The organism is Marmoricola sp. RAF53 (assembly GCF_052114005.1).
Lineage (GTDB): Bacteria > Actinomycetota > Actinomycetes > Propionibacteriales > Nocardioidaceae > Marmoricola.
Genome location: NZ_JBFRDX010000003.1, coordinates 171,552 through 187,754, shown reverse-complemented (window position 1 = coordinate 187,754; position 16,203 = coordinate 171,552). Strand labels below are relative to the sequence as shown.

17 protein-coding genes are annotated in these 16,203 nt (G+C 71.2%); 8 read left to right on the top strand and 9 right to left on the bottom strand.

Features of this window, described 5'->3' with window-relative positions; genetic code table 11:
* Positions 1–201 precede the first annotated feature (201 nt).
* The 4 genes from AB4Y76_RS03975 to AB4Y76_RS03960 all read left to right on the top strand — a co-directional run bounded on the left by AB4Y76_RS03975 (position 202) and on the right by AB4Y76_RS03960 (position 2,871).
* Positions 202–657: a DUF4395 domain-containing protein gene (locus AB4Y76_RS03975; RefSeq protein WP_441922348.1), complete on the top strand. Its 456-nt coding sequence runs from the start codon at positions 202–204 to the stop codon at positions 655–657.
* A 59-nt stretch (positions 658–716) separates the two neighbouring features.
* On the top strand, positions 717–1,565 hold the full coding sequence (locus AB4Y76_RS03970; protein ID WP_441922346.1) for a sulfurtransferase: 849 nt from the start codon (positions 717–719) through the stop codon (positions 1,563–1,565).
* Positions 1,565–1,861: a DUF1416 domain-containing protein gene (locus tag AB4Y76_RS03965; protein WP_441922344.1), complete on the top strand. Its 297-nt coding sequence runs from the start codon at positions 1,565–1,567 to the stop codon at positions 1,859–1,861. Before AB4Y76_RS03970 ends, AB4Y76_RS03965 begins: the two co-directional genes overlap by 1 nt.
* Positions 1,862–1,971: 110 nt before the next feature.
* Positions 1,972–2,871 (top strand): NADase-type glycan-binding domain-containing protein, encoded by a 900-nt coding sequence (locus AB4Y76_RS03960; RefSeq protein WP_441922342.1) that lies wholly within the window; start codon positions 1,972–1,974, stop codon positions 2,869–2,871.
* Between the two features lie 34 nt (positions 2,872–2,905).
* Here the strand turns inward: AB4Y76_RS03960 and AB4Y76_RS03955 are convergent, their stop codons facing one another.
* Together AB4Y76_RS03955 and serA are read right to left on the bottom strand one after the other, a co-directional pair.
* Positions 2,906–5,320 (bottom strand): endonuclease/exonuclease/phosphatase family protein, encoded by a 2,415-nt coding sequence (locus AB4Y76_RS03955; RefSeq protein ID WP_441922340.1) that lies wholly within the window; start codon positions 5,318–5,320, stop codon positions 2,906–2,908.
* Between the two features lie 157 nt (positions 5,321–5,477).
* Positions 5,478–6,671 (bottom strand): phosphoglycerate dehydrogenase, encoded by a 1,194-nt coding sequence (gene serA / locus AB4Y76_RS03950; RefSeq protein ID WP_441922338.1) that lies wholly within the window; start codon positions 6,669–6,671, stop codon positions 5,478–5,480.
* A 124-nt stretch (positions 6,672–6,795) separates the two neighbouring features.
* Between serA and AB4Y76_RS03945 the strand changes: the two genes are divergently transcribed.
* Positions 6,796–7,362, top strand: coding sequence for a dihydrofolate reductase family protein (locus tag AB4Y76_RS03945; protein ID WP_441922336.1), 567 nt, complete (start codon positions 6,796–6,798; stop codon positions 7,360–7,362).
* Positions 7,363–7,381: 19 nt separating this feature from the next.
* Positions 7,382–7,723 carry a DUF2200 domain-containing protein gene (locus tag AB4Y76_RS03940; RefSeq protein WP_441922334.1) on the top strand — a complete coding sequence of 114 codons (342 nt, stop codon included), beginning with the start codon at positions 7,382–7,384 and terminating at the stop codon, positions 7,721–7,723.
* A gap of 7 nt (positions 7,724–7,730) precedes the next feature.
* On the opposite strand, the gene AB4Y76_RS03935 is transcribed toward AB4Y76_RS03940, so the two are convergent.
* From AB4Y76_RS03935 to dtd, 6 genes are all read right to left on the bottom strand, one after another.
* Complete coding sequence (locus AB4Y76_RS03935) at positions 7,731–8,663, bottom strand: phosphatase PAP2 family protein (protein WP_441922333.1); 933 nt, start codon at positions 8,661–8,663, stop codon at positions 7,731–7,733.
* Positions 8,664–8,724: 61 nt separating this feature from the next.
* Positions 8,725–9,933: a glycosyltransferase family 61 protein gene (locus tag AB4Y76_RS03930; RefSeq protein ID WP_441922331.1), complete on the bottom strand. Its 1,209-nt coding sequence runs from the start codon at positions 9,931–9,933 to the stop codon at positions 8,725–8,727.
* 13 nt (positions 9,934–9,946) lie between these two features.
* Positions 9,947–10,729 carry an FkbM family methyltransferase gene (locus AB4Y76_RS03925; RefSeq protein WP_441922329.1) on the bottom strand — a complete coding sequence of 261 codons (783 nt, stop codon included), beginning with the start codon at positions 10,727–10,729 and terminating at the stop codon, positions 9,947–9,949.
* Entirely contained in the window at positions 10,729–12,012 is a 1,284-nt protein-coding gene (locus AB4Y76_RS03920; RefSeq protein ID WP_441922327.1) for an O-antigen ligase family protein, read from the bottom strand. The genes AB4Y76_RS03925 and AB4Y76_RS03920 overlap by 1 nt, the downstream gene beginning before the upstream one ends.
* A gap of 4 nt (positions 12,013–12,016) precedes the next feature.
* Complete coding sequence (locus AB4Y76_RS03915) at positions 12,017–13,387, bottom strand: polysaccharide biosynthesis tyrosine autokinase (RefSeq protein WP_441922325.1); 1,371 nt, start codon at positions 13,385–13,387, stop codon at positions 12,017–12,019.
* Positions 13,388–13,532: 145 nt separating this feature from the next.
* Entirely contained in the window at positions 13,533–13,976 is a 444-nt protein-coding gene (dtd, locus tag AB4Y76_RS03910) for a D-aminoacyl-tRNA deacylase (RefSeq protein WP_441922323.1), read from the bottom strand.
* A gap of 57 nt (positions 13,977–14,033) precedes the next feature.
* Between dtd and AB4Y76_RS03905 the strand changes: the two genes are divergently transcribed.
* Positions 14,034–14,858 (top strand): 3-keto-5-aminohexanoate cleavage protein, encoded by an 825-nt coding sequence (locus AB4Y76_RS03905; protein WP_441922321.1) that lies wholly within the window; start codon positions 14,034–14,036, stop codon positions 14,856–14,858.
* Between the two features lie 25 nt (positions 14,859–14,883).
* On the top strand, positions 14,884–15,789 hold the full coding sequence (locus AB4Y76_RS03900) for a DUF1707 domain-containing protein (protein ID WP_441922319.1): 906 nt from the start codon (positions 14,884–14,886) through the stop codon (positions 15,787–15,789).
* A 12-nt stretch (positions 15,790–15,801) separates the two neighbouring features.
* On the opposite strand, the gene AB4Y76_RS03895 is transcribed toward AB4Y76_RS03900, so the two are convergent.
* The gene (locus AB4Y76_RS03895; RefSeq protein ID WP_441922317.1) at positions 15,802–16,161 is read right to left on the bottom strand and encodes a DsrE family protein; all 360 of its coding nucleotides are present in this window, start codon (positions 16,159–16,161) and stop codon (positions 15,802–15,804) included.
* Positions 16,162–16,203: the final 42 nt, after the last annotated feature.

The window sequence follows — 16,203 nt, the reverse complement described above, 5'->3', positions numbered from 1 at the left end:
CTCGACCCTGTTGACGAAGCGCCGTGCGGTGGACCACTGCCGCGTGCGCTCGTCCCTGTGTCGAATGTCCTGACCGGACGCCCCGACCTCTTCCGGACCGACCCCACCGGGTCTCCCTGAGCTCGTGACCGCCGCGGTGATCGTTCCCGGCTGTGCGTCCCTGTTCCCCCTCCCGTCAGGCACGTTCCCAGGAGAACACCCATGAGTCCGTCACCCGCTCAGATCGACCCGCGCGGCCCTCGCTTCACCGCGAGCGTCACGCTGGTGCTGTTCACCGTCGTCCTGCTGGTCGCCCCGTCCACGCTCGCGAACGTCCTGCTGGGCGTCCAGGCCGTGTTCTTCGCGATCGGCGCGTTCCGCGGCGTGCAGTTCACCCCGACGGCGTACGTGTTCAAGAACGTGGTCCGGCCGCGGCTGGCGGCTCCCGATCACCTCGAGGACCCGCAGCCGCCCCGCTTCGCCCAGGCCGTCGGCCTGGGGTTCACGATCCTGGCCCTCACCGGCTACCTGTCCGGCGCGACGCTCCTGGGGGCGATCGCGACCGGGTTCGCACTCGTGGCTGCGACTCTCAACGCAGTCTTCGGGTTCTGCCTGGGGTGCGAGCTCTACCTGCTCGCACGCCGTCTCGCCCCCGCCAAGGCCGGTTCCGCCGCCTGACGGCGCACCGTCCGAGCACCGCCCACCGAAGTTCCCACCAGAAGAAAGCGAATCACTCCATGAGCCGCGAAACCGCTCTCGTCAACGCCGACTGGGTAGCCGAGCACCTCGACGACCCGACGGTGGTCCTGATCGAGGTCGACGAGGACACCAGCGCCTACGACCGCAGCCACATCCGGGGAGCCATCAAGCTCGACTGGACCACCGACCTGCAGGACCAGGTCCGTCGCGACTTCGTCAACAAGGCGCAGTTCGAGGCCCTCCTCTCCGACAAGGGCGTCAGCAACGACCACACCGTCGTCCTGTACGGCGGCAACAACAACTGGTTCGCCGCCTACGCCTACTGGTACTTCAAGCTCTACGGCCACCAGGACGTCAAGCTGCTCGACGGCGGCCGCAAGAAGTGGGAGCTCGACGCCCGCGAGCTGACCGACGAGCCGGTCAAGCTCGACGCCACCAGCTACACCGCGCAGGAGCAGGACGGCTCGATCCGGGCGTTCCGCGACGAGGTCGTGGCCGCCATCGGCACCCAGAACCTGGTCGACGTCCGCAGCCCCGACGAGTACGCCGGCCGGCTGCTCGCCCCGGCCCACCTCCCGCAGGAGCAGGCCCAGCGCGCCGGGCACATCCCGACCGCGGCCAGCGTCCCGTGGAGCAAGGCGGCCAACGACGACGGCACCTTCCGCAGCGACGACGAGCTGCGCGAGATCTACACCGAGGCCGGCGTCGACTGGAACAAGGACACCATCGCCTACTGCCGCATCGGCGAGCGCTCGAGCCACACCTGGTTCGTCCTCAAGGAGCTGCTGGGCCAGGACAACGTCAAGAACTACGACGGTTCCTGGACCGAGTACGGCTCGCTCGTCGGCGTCCCGGTCGCCCTCGGTGACGAGGCGGGTGAAGCCTGATGTGCGGCGCGACCGCGGGCGGTCTGTCCCTCGACGGGATCGACGTCGCCAAGGAGGCCATCATCCAGGGTCAGGTGACCAAGGCCGGCGAGCCGGTGGCGACGGCGTACGTCCGGCTGCTCGACAGGACCGGTGAGTTCACCGCCGAGGTCCCGACCTCGGCCACCGGCCACTTCCGGTTCTTCGCCGGCCCCGGGGAGTGGACCCTGCGGACCCTCGCGCCGCAGGCCGAGCCCGTCGACAGCAAGGTGACCGCCGCCAAGGGCGTCGTCGCCGAGGTCGCGGTCTCGATCTAAGCTCCTGCCAGTTCGCTGGACTGCGCCCCCGTGCCGCTGGCACGGGGGCGTAGTTCTTTCCTGCGGAACACCGCGTCGCGCCGTACGTCCGCTTGGGTAGGCTCACCGCCATGTCCGGGCCCGAGTCGCCGGAGAACCCTCCGCCCGAGCTGCCGGAGGAGTACCTGGCCGCGTACAACGAGGCGTACCGTCGCGCCCTCGAGGCCGAGGACGTCGTGCACGCGGATCCGGCCACCGGCCGGCACCGCACCCCCGCCCACGCGGCGTCCGCGGAGGTCCCGGTCGCCGACGAGGTCGCCGAGGAGTTCGCGGCGGAGCCGGTGCGTGCCGACGACCCGGGCCGCCCCGGCTGGCTGGTCCCGGCGCTGCTCGCCGCCCTGGCCCTCCTCCTGGTCCTCGGCGCCTACGGCATCGGCAAGCTCGTCGGTGACGACGAGCCGAACCCGCCGGGCCCGAGCGCGTCGCCGACGGCCCAGAGATCGACCCAGAGATCGACCGAGAAGTCCCCGACGTCCACCGGCGGCGCCTGGGACGGCAAGGTCGGCCGGGTGGACGCGACCGGTGCGGCGGCGTCCTGCACCGCGCGGCCCGGGGTCGACTCCGCCGGCAAGCCGGTCCGCTACCGGGCTGCCAACACCCTCGACGGCGATCCGTCCACGGCGTGGCGCTGCGACGGCGACGCGGTGGGGGAGAAGCTCCGCTTCGCGCTGCCCGACGACGTCGAGGTCGCCGAGGTCGGCCTGGTCCCCGGGTACGCGAAGACGGACCCCGCCAGCGGCACCGACCGGTACGCCGAGAACAACCGGATCACCCAGGTGCGATGGACCTTCGGCGACGGGTCCGTCGTCGAGCAGACCCTCGACCCGGACCCGAAGAAGCGCTCGGTGCAGACGCTGCGGGTGCCGGCGACAGCGACCCACGAGGTGACCCTGGAGATCCTCGCCGTCGCCCCCGGCCCCCGGAACACCACCGCGATCAGCGAGGTGCGTTTCGGGGCGGCCGAGCGCTGAAGGGTGCGTCCCCCAGCGCCCGGCCGCGCTCAGGCTAGGGAACGTCGACCACCGGGTTCGACGGCAGGCACCGCACCGGCACGTCGTCGCCCTCGCACCCGCTGAGGATCCGCATCACCTGCGGGTCGTGGTCGGAGGCCTGGTCGCTGAACTCCGCGTTGATGTGCACGACCCCGTACTGGAAGTACCGGATCGCCGGGCTGACCAGCGTGTGGTCCAGGACTTGGGAGTTGCCGTCGAAGACGTAGCTGTAACGCTGGTCCGCCGGCAGCGTGTCCCACAGGTTCCGCAGCAGCGTGCCGTTGCCGGTCAGTGTCTGCAGCACCGGGCTGAACTGGTAGTCGTTCAGGTCGCCGAGCACGATCACCTTCGCCTTCCCGGCGCTCTTGGTGGCGAGGTCCTGGACGAAGTCGTGCACCAGGGTGGCCTGCTGCGTGCGCTGCGTCTCGCTGCTCCGCACCGGCGGCTGGACCGCCGCCGACAGCGGGTAGTCCCCGCCCTTGGAGTTGAAGTGGTTCGCGATCACGAACAGCCGGTCGTTGCCGTAGGTGAACTCGCCGACCAGCGGCTTGCGGCTCGAGCTCCAGGCGGAGTTCGTCGGGTCGATCCGGCCCGGCGACGCCGACAGCGTCACCGCGTTCTTCTTGCCCTGGACGACGCTCACGCCGGTCGTCGAGGTGCCGCCGGCCCGGTCGACGAAGGAGACGCCCCCGCCGCCGTTCGGGTTGAACAGGAAGACCTGGCGGATGTTGCCACCCGGCTCGCCGCCGTCGGCGTCGTCGACCGGGTCGACCGAGCGCCACGAGTACGCCGGCCCGCCGGCCGCCTGGATCGCCGCGACGAGCTTCGCCATCGTCTGGTCCGCCGCGACGGTGCCGTCGTCGACCGGGCCGTTGTCGTCCTGGACCTCCTCCAGCGCCACGATGTCCGGCGACCCGAGGTTGGTGACGATGCCCCGGGCGAGCTGGCTGAACTTGGCGGCGGGGTCGGCGGCGTCCAGGTTCTCCACGTTGTACGTCGCGACGGAGACGTCCTTCTTCTTGATCGTCGGCGTCACCTGTTGGCGCTTCAGCGCGCTCGGCGTGATCGCGCCGACGTTGCCGGCCGCGATGACGTAGCCGCCGAACGACTGGTAGTCGACCGGGCCGGTCGTGCCCGCGGCGAGCACCGACCCGACATCGGCGCCGGCGACGTCACCGGGGGCGACGATCATCAGGCGGCCGCTGTTCGGGTCGTCGTAGGAGCCGTAGATCGTGCCACCGCGCGGCGTCGGGTTCTGCGTCGGCCGGGTGGTCACCCAGATCTCGTCGAACGCGGTGTCGACCGGCGCGACCAGGCGGGTGTCCTGGTCGAGCGTGACCCGCATGCCCTCGTGGACCTCCAGCCAGTCGAGCGCGTAGCCGGCCGGCTCCAGCGGCTGGGTCTCGAGCGCGCCGGACTTGGTGTAGGTGGCGGGGAGCGCGACCGGCTCCGCGGCGGGCAGGGCGTTGCCGGTGCTCAGCGTGGTGGTCGTGACGGTGCCGCCGAGCTCGGTGAGGGACTGCGCCCCGGCGGCCGGCCGGAACTCGGTGACCCGGCCGCTGACCAGGACCGAGTCGCCGACGGCGACCGTCGGCGTGGTCGAGCCCCGGAAGACGAAGACGCCCTCGCTGGTCAGCGGGTCGGCGTCGGCCGTCGGGTCCTGGATCCAGAAGCCGCGGGCGCTGCCGGTGCTCCGGACCCGGGTCACGATCCCGGGCACGTTGGTGATGTTCTGGCCGACGACCGGGGAGATCCGGCCGCTGCCCTGGATGTCGTGGATCCGGAGCGCCCCCGGGGTCGGGTCGCCGCCGCCGGGGGTGTCGGTCGCCGTGACCGTGGTGCCGGCCGTGTTCGTGGCTCGGGGCACCCCGGCAGCGAAGTCGGCGCTGTTGTCGTCGGTGTCGACCAGCGTGGCGGCGCGCGCGTCCGCGGTGGTGTTGCTGAGGCCGGGCGCGGCGAGCGTCTCGGCGTTGGCCGTGGCGCCGTACCCGACGAGGTCCTTGACGTTCGGCGCGGTGGCGCAGGAGGTGCCGCAGCCGACCAGCGGGACCTGGGCCGTGACGAGCGCGACCACGCCGGAGGTCGCGGACATCGGGACCGACCCGGCCGCGTCCGGGGTGGGCAGGCTCAGCGTGCCGCCGGCGCCGGCGGCCTCCTGGACCAGGTAGCGCCCGTGTGCCGGGATCGAGCCGGACAGGGCGGTCATCTGGAAGACCGCGCCCGCGGCGCTCGTGTACTGCACGCTCCAGCCGTCGACGCTGACCGGGTTGCCGGTCGGGTTCGCGAGCTCGACGAAGTCGTTCTTGAACGTGGCGCCGGAGTTGCCGCCGCCGCCGTACACCGCCGAGATGACGACGTCCGGGGACAGTGCGACCGCCCTGTCCGGCACCGCCGTGACCGCTGCTGCCAACGCGAGTGGCGTCAGCACCGCCACGAGTCGTACACGAGCATTCCTGACCACGACTGCACTCCCTCTGCCGAGAATTGGGACCGTTCGGTTCCGGTTATCGTGCAGCGAGTCCGGCGCGACACGCCAGAGGGTGCGGCGTGCCTCCCGTTGAACAGCGGGCCAACAGTGCTGTCCGCTACCAGCGGCGCACCCAGAGGCTGTGCTCGGAGGCGCGCAGCTGGTCGATCGCCTCGTCCGACGGCGGCTTGGCCACGTCCGCGACGACGTACCCGACGTCCCCGACGGTGGCGAGCTGCTGCCCGGTGACGTTGTCGCCCTCGGCGGCGAACAGCGCGTTGAACTCCGCCAGGACGCCCGGCACGTTGCGGTGCAGGAATCCGACCCGGAAGCCCTCGGCGAGCGGGGCGGCGAGCACGGCGGGGAGGTTGACCGAGAGGGAGGTGTTGCCCTCCTTCAGGTACGCCGACAGCTTGCCGGCGACGAAGTGGCCGATCTCCTCCTGCGCCTCCTGGGTGGACCCGCCGATGTGCGGGGTGAGGATGACGTTGTCGAGGCCGCGGAGGACCGACTCGAACCCGTCGCCCTGCGCCTTCGGCTCCACCGGGAAGACGTCTACGGCCGCACCGGAGATGTGGCCGCTGACGAGGTTGTCCCGCAGGGCCTCGTAGTCGACGACCATGCCGCGGGAGGCGTTGATGAACATCGAGCGCGGCCGCATCGCCGCGAATTCGTCGGCGCCGAAGAAGCCGGCGTTCCCGGGGCGGCCGTCGACGTGGAGGCTGACCACGTCGGCGACGCCGAGCAGGTCGTGCAGCGAGTGCATCCGGCGCGCGTTGCCGTGCGCCGGCCGGTCGGCAGTGTCGTAGAAGACCACCCGCATGCCGATCGCCTCGGCCATGTTCGAGAGCTGGGTGCCGATGTTGCCGTAGCCGACGATCCCGAGGGTGCGGCCGCGGATCTCGTGGCTGCCGCGGGCCGACTTGTCCCAGACGCCCTCGTGCATCCGCTCGGTCTTCTCGGTCAGCCGCCGGGCGAGCGCGATGATCTCGCCGATGACCAGCTCCACGACGCTGCGCGTGTTCGAGTACGGCGCGTTGAAGACGCCGAGCCCGCGCGCGGTCGCGGCCGGCAGGTCGACCTGGTTGGTGCCGATGCAGAAGCAGCCGACGGCCAGCAGGTCCGGCGCGGCGTCGAGCGCACGCGCGGTCAGGTGCGTGTTGGAGCGGATGCCCAGGACGGAGACACCGGGAAGCTCCTCGACCAGCTGGTCCTCGGACAGCGCGCCCGCGCGCAGGTCCACCTCGAACCCGTTGCGCTCGAGGACCTCGACGGCGGCGGGGTGGATGCCTTCCAGCAGCAGTGCCTTCATGGGTGCAACGGTAGTGCCGCCCGCTCAGCCGCCGTCGGCCGTCTCGACCAGCAGCGGGCACAGCTGGTTTCCGGAGCGCCGCCCGGGGCAGGCTCGGGGAGAACCCGTCCCCGAGGAGGACCCGATGCCCGAGCTCGTCGTCGACTTCATCACCTCGCTCGACGGTTACGCCTCGGCAGAGGGGTGGCCGGGCTGGTGGGGCCTGGAAGGACCCGAGTACCTGGGCTGGCTGGCCGAGAGTCCGGAGCAGGATCACGTCGTGCTCCTGGGCGCGAAGACCTATCGGCTGATGTCCGGCTTCGCCGCCGGGGGCGAGCCGGGGACCGACGTGCTGGGCCGGTTCTCGAAGGTCGTCTTCTCCAGCACGCTGGTAGAGCCGCTCACCTGGGAGAACTCGCGACTCGTCACCGGCGACCCGGTGGCGGCGGTCCGGGAGCTCAAGGAGAACGGCGACCGGTCGATGCGCACCATCGGCAGCCTGATGCTGTGCCGCACCCTGCTGGCCGCGGGTCTGGTCGACCGGTTCCGGGTCGTCATCTTCCCGGTGATCACCGGCGCCACCGGGAGCGAGCGGATCTACGACGGCTATCCCGACGTCCTGCTCGACCTGGTCGACAGCCGCACCTTCGACGGCCGGATCCAGCTGGTCGAGTACGTGCCCCGAGTCATCGACGGGCCGCCCGCCGCCTGACCGGTCTACCCTCGGGACCATGCACCGGATCTTCACCACCAGCGTGGCCTCGGTCTACCCGCACTACGTGGCCAAGGTGGAGAAGAAGGGGCGGACGAACGCCGAGCTGGACGAGGTGATCCGCTGGCTCACCGGCTTCGACGAGGCCGAGCTGAAGCAGCACCTCGCGGACGGCACCACGTTCGAGGACTTCTTCGCCGCCGCGCACCTGAATCCGAACGCCGGGCTCATCACCGGTGCCGTCTGCGGGATCAGGGTCGAGGAGGTCGAGGACCCGCTGATGCAGAAGATCCGCTACCTCGACAAGCTCGTCGACGAGCTCGCGAAGGGCAGGCCGATGGAGAAGGTGCTCCGGGGCTGAACGACGCCTAGGTCGAGCTGCGCCGGTCCCAGCGGGCCCAGCCCCACATCACGACCGCGACGACGGCCCAGCCGGCCAGGATGTCCAGCACGTAGTGCTCGGCGTAGTAGACGAGCAGGAACGCCATCGCCGCGGGGTAGAGCAGGAGCAGCCACCGCCACGGGCTCCGCAACCGGGTCACGGCGTACACGGCCACGAACAGGGCCAGCGCGGCGTGCAGCGACGGCATCGCCGCCACCTGGTTGCCGACGGCCGAGAGCCGTTGCTGGCCGGTGACGCCGTGGTGGCCGAGGTCGAACCAGCCGCGCCCGGTGATCCGGGCGACGTCGGGGGAGATGACGCCGTCGCGCGCGGCCATCCACGGCGGCGCCATCGGGTAGAGGACGTAGCCGACCAGCGCGACCACGAACAGGGAGAGGTAGCGGCGGACGTAGCCGAGCCAGGAGGCGCGGTCCCGCAGCCACAACCAGACGGCGACGCACAGCGTGACGAAGAAGTGCGAGTAGTAGACGGTGGTCAGCCCCACGTCGTACCAGCGCGGCGGCATCGAGCGCTCGCACGGCACCCCGCACAGGTGCGCCTGGAGGTACTCGGTCGGCAGCGTGCCGCCGAAGAGCCAGCGGTCGACGTCGACCGGCTCGGTGACGTGCACCCCGATGCCGAGGTTGTCGGCGAGTCCGCGGCTCCACATGTAGAGCAGCAGCAGGACCAGGAACGGCGACCAGTCGCGGAGGAACTCCAGGTGGTAGCGCCACGGCCGGCGGACGTCGTACGCGACGACTGCCAGCCAGGCCCAGCCGACGACCAGGAAAGGCTGCTTCGGCAGCCCGACGACGCCGACCCAGGCGACCAGCGCGAGCGCCCAGACCAGCAGGCCGACCGCGTGCGTCGGCCTGCGCGAGGGCGCGGCGCGCAGCGGGACCTGCTCGCGTACCGTCATCGAGTCCTCCGGGGTGGGATGGCTGCCCCTGAGTGAACCACTCCGGGCCTGTCCGCGCGCGTCAGTTCGCGAGCAGGTCCTCGACCGCGGCGGTCACCTGCGCGGCGGACAACCGGATGTCGGTCATCAGCCCGTTCATCTTCTTCCGCGGCAGCGACGGGTCCACCGGGTCGGCGACCAGGTAGCGGTAGACCGAGTCCTCGACGTTGCTGGTCATCGACCAGTAGGCAGGGTTCAGGTACGTCGGCGCGAACATCTCCAGCACCCGTGCGCCGGGCGAGCAGAAGGACAGGTTCGTGAGCGCGGCTCCGTGCGGGGCGACGACGACCTCGGCCGCGGCGAAGTGGTCGATCTGCTCCTGGACCGTCCAGTCCATCGGGTCGAACCGGGTGAAGCCCATCCCGGCGAGCGCCTCCACGACGGCGTGCTCCTCGGTCATCGACCGGGTGTTCGGCTGGTCGCCGCGGGTCACGTACAGCCGCTTCGGCCGGTCCTTCACGTCCTGGGCCGGCAGGTTCTCCCGCAGCCAGCGGGTGATCCACGGCGGCGAGATGCCGGAGCCGTAGAGGCTCGGCACCAGCAGCCGGTCAGCACGCAGGTTCATGTCCTTGCGCGCCTCGATCCACGGGAACTTGTCCAGGCCGAGCAGGCCGAGCACCTCGCGGTGCGCCGGCCAGGCCGTGTTCACGACGACGTGGTCCGGGTGCAGCCCCGGCATCGCCTCCTGGGCTACTCCCCAGCGCGGTGCCAGATCGGTGATCAGGTGGAAGTAGTTGTGGCCGGTGCCGTGGCTCACCAGCGAGAGCACGGTGCCCTCGACCCGCTCCTCGACCGGGAGCCGCCCGCCGAGGAAGACCGGGTGCTCCCTCCAGCCCTTCGTGCCGAAGTATCGGCTGGTCTCGGACTCCAGCCGGCCGCCGGGCGTGATCGTCGCGGCGTAGTCGCCGACGAGCCGGCCGTCCTCGACCTCGAGCACGAACCGGGGCGGCAGCTCGACGCGGGTGACCTCGTCCCAGAACGCCATCGGCGACGGCGACCCGAGCGGAGCCGGGCGGTGCAGCGGCTCGGCCGGCGCACCGACGTGGATCCGGACCCTGTCCGGCTCGGCGGCGGCGGCGTCGGCTGCCCGCGCCGTACCGCGCCGGGGGAGCTTGCGGGTGCCGCCGAACCGGCTGGTGCGGGCGAGCGCGCCGACGGTGCGTGTCGCCCCGCGGTGCCCGAGCTTGACCAGCGGCCAGAGCGGACGCAGCGCCGGGGGGAGGCGGCTCATCGGGTGGGCTGGATCAGGCCCGGCTGAGCCACAGCATGCCGTAGCCCTCGGTGCCGTGGGCCTGCTTGCTGATCGTCAGTCCGGCCTCGGTGAAGAAGTCGCGCAGCTCGTGCCAGTGCTTGCCCGGCACGCCGTGGAACTCGATCGCGACCTTCTGCACGGTCGCCCAGTCGGCCGGCTTGCTGCCGAGCACGATCGGGTACTCCGCGCCCTCGACGTCCATCTTCACCAGGTCGACCCGGCCACCGGCCGCGGCGACGGCCTCGGCGAAGGTGATGCAGGGGACCTCGACGACGTTCTGGTCGGCCAGGCTCTGGGTGATGCCGTTGAGGCCGCTGCCCAGCGAGCTGGACGCGAACTCCAGGGTGCCGTGGTGGTCGGCGAGCGCGGTGTTGGTCGCGTTCACGCGGTCGGCCAGGCCGTTGGACGCCAGGTTGCGGACCAGGAACTCGTACGTCGACGGCGAGGCCTCGTAGGTGAAGACCTGCGCGGTCGGCGAGGCCAGCGCCATCGACATCGAGAAGCAGCCGATGTGGCCGCCGACGTCGAGCACGACGGGGTTCTCCGGCAGGCCCGCGACGAGCGCGTCGATCTCGTAGGCGTCCTCGGCGAACAGCTCGTAGAGGGGGACCCGGGCGCCCGCGACGTTCGGGCAGACGACCTTGAGGCCGTTCTTCGTCTCGAACTCCAGCTCGTCGGTGCGACGGCCCAGGTCCCACAGCAGGCGAGGGCCGTTGCCGAACGCCGTCACGGTCTGGACGAGGCGCTTGGCGGCGAGTGCGGGGGAACGGTTCATCAAGCTTTCCTCGTCAGGTCGCGGGTCGGGAGGGTCTCGAGTGCCTCGTCTTGAGGTTCGTCCTTCGGGACGACCACGACCAGCACCATGGCGAGCGCGCCCCACAGTATCCGGTCGTAGAGCGTGGGTCCGATGAAGCAGAAAACTGCGTACGACAGGGCCATCAGGGACAGCCAGTGCGGCGGGTTGTTGAACAGCGGCTGGATCATCCCGGCCAGGATCAGGATGAACGCGAAGAGCGCGATGATGCCGCCGCCGACCGCGACCTCGAGGTACACGTTGTGGAACCCGAGCACGTCGAAGAAGCCGCTCCCGGCGATCGGCCGGTCCTTGAATTGCCGGAACCCGTAGGCGAAGGCGTGCTCGCGGACGATGTCGGAGTTGTTCGACGCGGACTTGCCGGCCAGGCGACCGAAGGCGGAGTCGGCCGGCGCCACGGCGAAGACGACGTTGAGGAACGCGGCGGACAGCGCGACACCGGTGACCAGCAGGAACGAGCTGATCGCCGTCCGCTCCAGCAGGGCCCAGGCGATCACGGTGACCACGGCGCAGATCAGGCTCGCACGGCTGCCGCTGGAGACGATCGAGTTGCCGACGAGCAACGCCGCACCCCAGAGGACCCAGCGGTGCCTCGCCGGCGTCCGGTACCAGAGGAAGATCAGCAGGGCCAGGGACATCTGGCCGGCCAGGCCGTAGAAGTTCGGGTGCGTGGTCATGCCGGACCCGCGCCCGCCGGTGACCATCGTCTGGCCGTGGGCCAGGCCGTACAGGGTGCTGATGATCTGGCCGCTGATGAAGGCCCAGGCGAAGGCGTTGAGCAGCGTGAACCCGGGGCGAAGGCGGTTGAAGACCAGCGGCAGCAGGATCATCGACCAGCCGATCTTCACGAACCCGAGGATCCCGAGGATCGGCACTGGCAGCAGCAGGCTGGTGATGAGCACGTCCAGCACCAGGATGGTGCAGCCGAGCAGCCAGACCTTGGGGACCAGCGTGCGGGTCTTGAGCAGGCGCGGCGTCACCAGGACGATGCCGACTACGTAGGCGAAGTCGGCGTACCCGACGTTGCCGCTCTGGCTGATCCGGAGCCCGTTCAGCGGCGCCAGCAGCGTGGCGAGCAGGAGCAGCAGGATGCCCAGCCGCTCCGGCCCGAGCGCGACCATCAGGGTCAGGCCGACGGCGGCGCCGACCGCGATCGCGATCGGGATCAGCGTGCCGACGCTGGCGATCGCGACCAGGACCAGGAGGACAAAGCCCCCGAGCAGGGTGACCCCGAGCGACTTCACCGGCTCAGGACTTCTGCTTCTCCGGGCCGTAGCCGTACCCGTAGCCGTAGCCGTAGCTCTTGCCGCCGCGCTTCGGGGTCATGTTGACGGTGACCCCGAGCAGGTTCGCGTCCACCTGGGCCAGGCGCAGGGCGGCCTGACGCAGCTGGTCCTTGGTGGTCTTGCCGTGACGGACGACCAGGATGGCGCCGTCGACGTCGCGCGCCATGATCGCCGCGTCGGAGACGGGCAGCAGCGGCGGGCCGTCGATGATCACCATGTCGAACATCTGCGAGACCCGGTCGAACAGCTCCTGCGCGGCGCGCGACTGCAGCACCTCGGTCGGGTTCGGCGGGATCGGGCCGCTGGCCAGGAAGAAGATGCCGGAGTCGGTGTGCTTCTGGATGCTGTCCTGCAGCTCGCTGCGACCGACGAGCACCGTGGTCAGGCCGACCGAGCGCTCCAGGCCGAGCAGGCTGGCGACCTTCGGGCGACGCAGGTCGCCGTCGACCAGCAGGACGCGCAGGCCGGTCTGGGCGAGCGCGATCGCGAGGTTGGTCGCGGTCGAGGTCTTGCCCTCGCTCGGGATGGCGCTGGTGATGACCAGCGAGCGCGGCCGGGTGTCGATGTCGAGGAACTGGAGGTTGGTCCGCAGCAGCCGGAACGCCTCGACGCGGCTGGAGTGGCTGGCCGCCTCGGTGAGCAGCGGGTGCTTCGGCACGTCGCTCTCGTACTGGATCGTCGCCAGCACCGGGGTGTCGAGCGTCTTCTCCACGTCCTCGGTCGAGGAGACCGTCTGGTCGAGGAGGTCGCGGACCAGGGCCATGCCGATGCCGAGGACGAGGCCGATGATCGCCGCGATCAGCAGGTTCAGCACCGGCTGCGGGCTCACCTGCTCGCCGTTGTACGACGCCGGGTCGACGATCGTGGCCTTGATCGGGGAGCTGGTCTTGCCGAACGGGGTCTCGATCTCGGTCAGGTACTCGGCGAGCACCTCGGACTCGGCCTTCGCGATCTCCTGCGCCTGTGCGGCGGAGGGGTCGCGGGCGGTGATCTCGATGATCACGGTCAGGTCGGTGACCCGGGAGGAGATCTTGGCGTCGAGAGCGGCCGGGGAGGTGTCGAGCTTGAGGCGGGAGATGACCCGCTGCAGGACCTCGCGGCTGTGCGCGAGCTCGGCGTAGGACTGCACCCGCTGGATGGCGAGGTAGTTGGCCGCGCTGGCCGCGCTGATGTCGCCGGAGACCTCGGCGGTCACGTAGATCCGGGCGGTGCTCTCGTACTTCGGGGTCATCGCGTAGGTGACGACCCCCGTGCCGATCAGCGCCAGCAGGAAGAAGACGACGACGGTCAGCCACCGGCGCTGCACCATCCGCAGCAGTTCTCTGAATTCCACGCCGTACCTTCTGGCTCGATCCGATTCCGCTCTACGACCCCCCGGAGTGTAGACGGTGGGTGAGCGGCCCGGGCACGGTCTCGCGAGCCCGATGAAGAACCCAACGATCATGCGGGAGAAAGGTGATGTCTCGGGGCGAAACCGGCTAACTCGACAGGGAATCCGCAGAATCGAGGACGACGGTGAACGGGCCGTCGTTGACGAGCTCGACGGCCATCTCGGCTCCGAAGACTCCCCGCTCGACCGGGGTGCCGAGCTCCTCCAGGGCCGCGCAGAGGGCGTCGTACAGGGGCTCGGAGACCTCGCCGGGCGCGGCGGCCGCCCAGGTGGGCCGGCGGCCCTTCCGGGCGTCGCCGTACAGCGTGAACTGGCTGATCACGAGCACCGGCGCGTCCTCGTCCCCCGGGGACCGCTCGTCGCGGAGCAGCCGCAGGTCGCGGATCTTGCGCGCCGTCCAGGCCACCTCGGCCGGGCCGTCGGTGTGGGTGATGCCGACGAGCGCGACCAGTCCGGGCCGGTCGATCCGGCCGACGACCTCGCCGCCGACGGTCACGCTCGCCCGGGTCACGCGCTGCAGGACGGCTCGCATGCCGGTGACGATAGCGGTGGGTTCGGTCGGGCCCGGAGGTCGTGGTTGAGTGCCTCCATGGGAGACCTCTTGATCACGGTGGCGCCGACGGGAGCGGAGACCACCAAGGCCGACTGTCCGCAGCTGCCGACCACGCTGCCCGAGCTGGTGGAGACCGCCCGGCGCTGCGAGGCGGCCGGCGCCGGGATGATCCACGTGCACATCCGCGACGACGACCACCGCCCGACGCTCGACCTCGGCCGGCTGACCGACACCGTGGACGCGCTCCACGAGGCGACCGGCCTGGTGGTGCAGCTGTCCACAGGCGGGTCGGTGCACGACCCGCTGGCGGACCGGCTGAAGGTGCTGGACGCCCGCCCGGACTCGTGCAGCCTGACGATGGGCACCACCAACTTCGGCGACGACGTGTTCCTCAACCCGTGGCCGTTCGTGCAGGACCTCTACGTGCTCAGCCAGGAGCGCGGCGTCGTGCCCGAGTTCGAGCTGTTCGACCTCGGCCAGGTGGCGGCGCTGCACCGCCTGCTCGACCGCCACGGCCTCCCGTACGGCGGCCGCGTGCACGTCGACCTGGTGATGGGCGTGCCCGGCGGCATGCCGGGGACCGCGGACGCCCTGGTCGCCGCCGTCGCCGCGCTGCCGGAGGTGACCACGAGCTGGTCGGCGACCGGGATCGGCCGCAGCACGCTGGCCGTCGCGCTCGCCTCGCTCAGCAAGGGCGGCCACCTCCGCGTGGGCATGGAGGACGTGCTCACGCTGGCCCGGGGTGTGCCGGTCGAGCACAACGACCAGCTCGTCACCCGCGTGGTCGAGCTCGGCCGGATCGCCCAGCGGACCCCGATGTCCGGCGCCGAGGCCCGCGCCCTGCTCGGCCTGGCCGGGTAGCCCGGACGATCCCTAGGCTCCCGGCATGGACGACCCGTACCGGCAGCCGACCAGCGCCGACCGTGACCGGCTCGAGGAACGGATCCGCCGGGCGGCGGCGGCGGGCCGGATCACCGAGGCCGACCGCGACATCCGGCTCGGCAACGTCCGGTCCGCGCAGAGCGTCACCGAGCTGGACCTCATCGGCCGGGACCTCGACCAGCTCGACGGCGCCTGGGCCTTGCCCGCGGGCGCTGCCCCGGCGCCCGGCCGCGGTTCCGGGAGCACCGGCAAGGTGGTCGGGATCGTGTTCGCCGTGGTGGCGCTGCTCGCCGTGGTCGGCATCGGGCTCACCGCGGTCCTGGTCTTCGCCGGCGGCGACGACCGGTCGGCGGGCAGCGTCGACACCCTGGCGTCACCCCTGCCGATCACGCCCGGCGCCGGCGAGGAGACGGCCGTGGACGAGCCGACGGCCGCCGCTGGTTCCGACGAGCCGGTCGTGGACTACGCGTTGACCGGCCCGGGCATCCGCGCGTTCCTGGCGGCGTACCGGGCGAAGTTCCACACCTCCCGGGTCGTCGACCTGACCCTGTACGACGACTACGTGGTCGTCCAGGTGCCGGTGCCGGGCAGGAACCGGCACAGCGGATGGCTCTTCCGGCCGGGGGAGGGCTGGCAGGACTTCGGTGGAGTCGGCGCCGACTTCCCGGGGTCGCGCCCGGTCGACACCCGGGTGATCGACGTCCCGGCGCTGGTGCGCAACATCGCGAAGGCGCGCCGGACCCTGAACGTGGAGGACTACTCGACGACGTACGTGAACATCGACCACCGGCCGCAGTTCGACGACGGCCCGAACGTCGACGTCTACGTGAGCAACGACTTCCACGAGTCCGGCTACCTCGCGACCCGGCCCGACGGCAGCGTCGAGCGGTCCTACCCGTTCAGCGGGTAGGCGCCGGTCCGGTCAGTAGACCAGCGCCTGGGCGTCCTCGGCGAGCACGGCCTCGACGAACGACGGCGCTCCGGCGATCACCGCGCCGGCGACCAGGTCGTCGGAGGTCAGGTCGCGGCGCGCGGCGCACTGGGTGCAGACCACGAGCTCGCCGTGCTCGAGGACCAGGTCGCGGGCCTCGGACAGCGGCGCCGCCCCGGCGAGGCTGAACTCCTCGGCCCGCCCCGGCACCGCGAACCAGGTCGCCTCGCCGGTCAGCCAGAGACTCACCCGCGCTCCGGACGCCAGCGCGGCGGCCGCGACCGTGAACGCCTGGTTGCAGCGTTCGGGGTCCTCCGACCCGGCCGTGCACTTGATCACCAGGTTGCGCATGCCCGAAGACTAAGGCGCGTCCCCGTGCCCGGTGGCCTGCTG

Bases quoted from the DNA above. Each gene is read 5' to 3' on its own strand.
- AB4Y76_RS03970 (WP_441922346.1), top strand. From the start codon at position 717: ATGAGCCGCGAAACCGCTCTCGTCAACGCCGACTGGGTAGCCGAGCAC.
- AB4Y76_RS03945 (WP_441922336.1), top strand. From the start codon at position 6,796: ATGCCCGAGCTCGTCGTCGACTTCATCACCTCGCTCGACGGTTACGCC.
- AB4Y76_RS03940 (WP_441922334.1), top strand. From the start codon at position 7,382: ATGCACCGGATCTTCACCACCAGCGTGGCCTCGGTCTACCCGCACTAC.
- AB4Y76_RS03935 (WP_441922333.1), bottom strand. From the start codon at position 8,663: ATGACGGTACGCGAGCAGGTCCCGCTGCGCGCCGCGCCCTCGCGCAGG.
- AB4Y76_RS03900 (WP_441922319.1), top strand. From the start codon at position 14,884: ATGGACGACCCGTACCGGCAGCCGACCAGCGCCGACCGTGACCGGCTC.
- AB4Y76_RS03965 (WP_441922344.1), top strand. From the start codon at position 1,565: ATGTGCGGCGCGACCGCGGGCGGTCTGTCCCTCGACGGGATCGACGTC.
- AB4Y76_RS03925 (WP_441922329.1), bottom strand. From the start codon at position 10,729: ATGAACCGTTCCCCCGCACTCGCCGCCAAGCGCCTCGTCCAGACCGTG.
- AB4Y76_RS03895 (WP_441922317.1), bottom strand. From the start codon at position 16,161: ATGCGCAACCTGGTGATCAAGTGCACGGCCGGGTCGGAGGACCCCGAA.
- AB4Y76_RS03930 (WP_441922331.1), bottom strand. From the start codon at position 9,933: ATGAGCCGCCTCCCCCCGGCGCTGCGTCCGCTCTGGCCGCTGGTCAAG.
- serA (WP_441922338.1), bottom strand. From the start codon at position 6,671: ATGAAGGCACTGCTGCTGGAAGGCATCCACCCCGCCGCCGTCGAGGTC.
- AB4Y76_RS03975 (WP_441922348.1), top strand. From the start codon at position 202: ATGAGTCCGTCACCCGCTCAGATCGACCCGCGCGGCCCTCGCTTCACC.
- AB4Y76_RS03905 (WP_441922321.1), top strand. From the start codon at position 14,034: ATGGGAGACCTCTTGATCACGGTGGCGCCGACGGGAGCGGAGACCACC.
- AB4Y76_RS03960 (WP_441922342.1), top strand. From the start codon at position 1,972: ATGTCCGGGCCCGAGTCGCCGGAGAACCCTCCGCCCGAGCTGCCGGAG.
- dtd (WP_441922323.1), bottom strand. From the start codon at position 13,976: ATGCGAGCCGTCCTGCAGCGCGTGACCCGGGCGAGCGTGACCGTCGGC.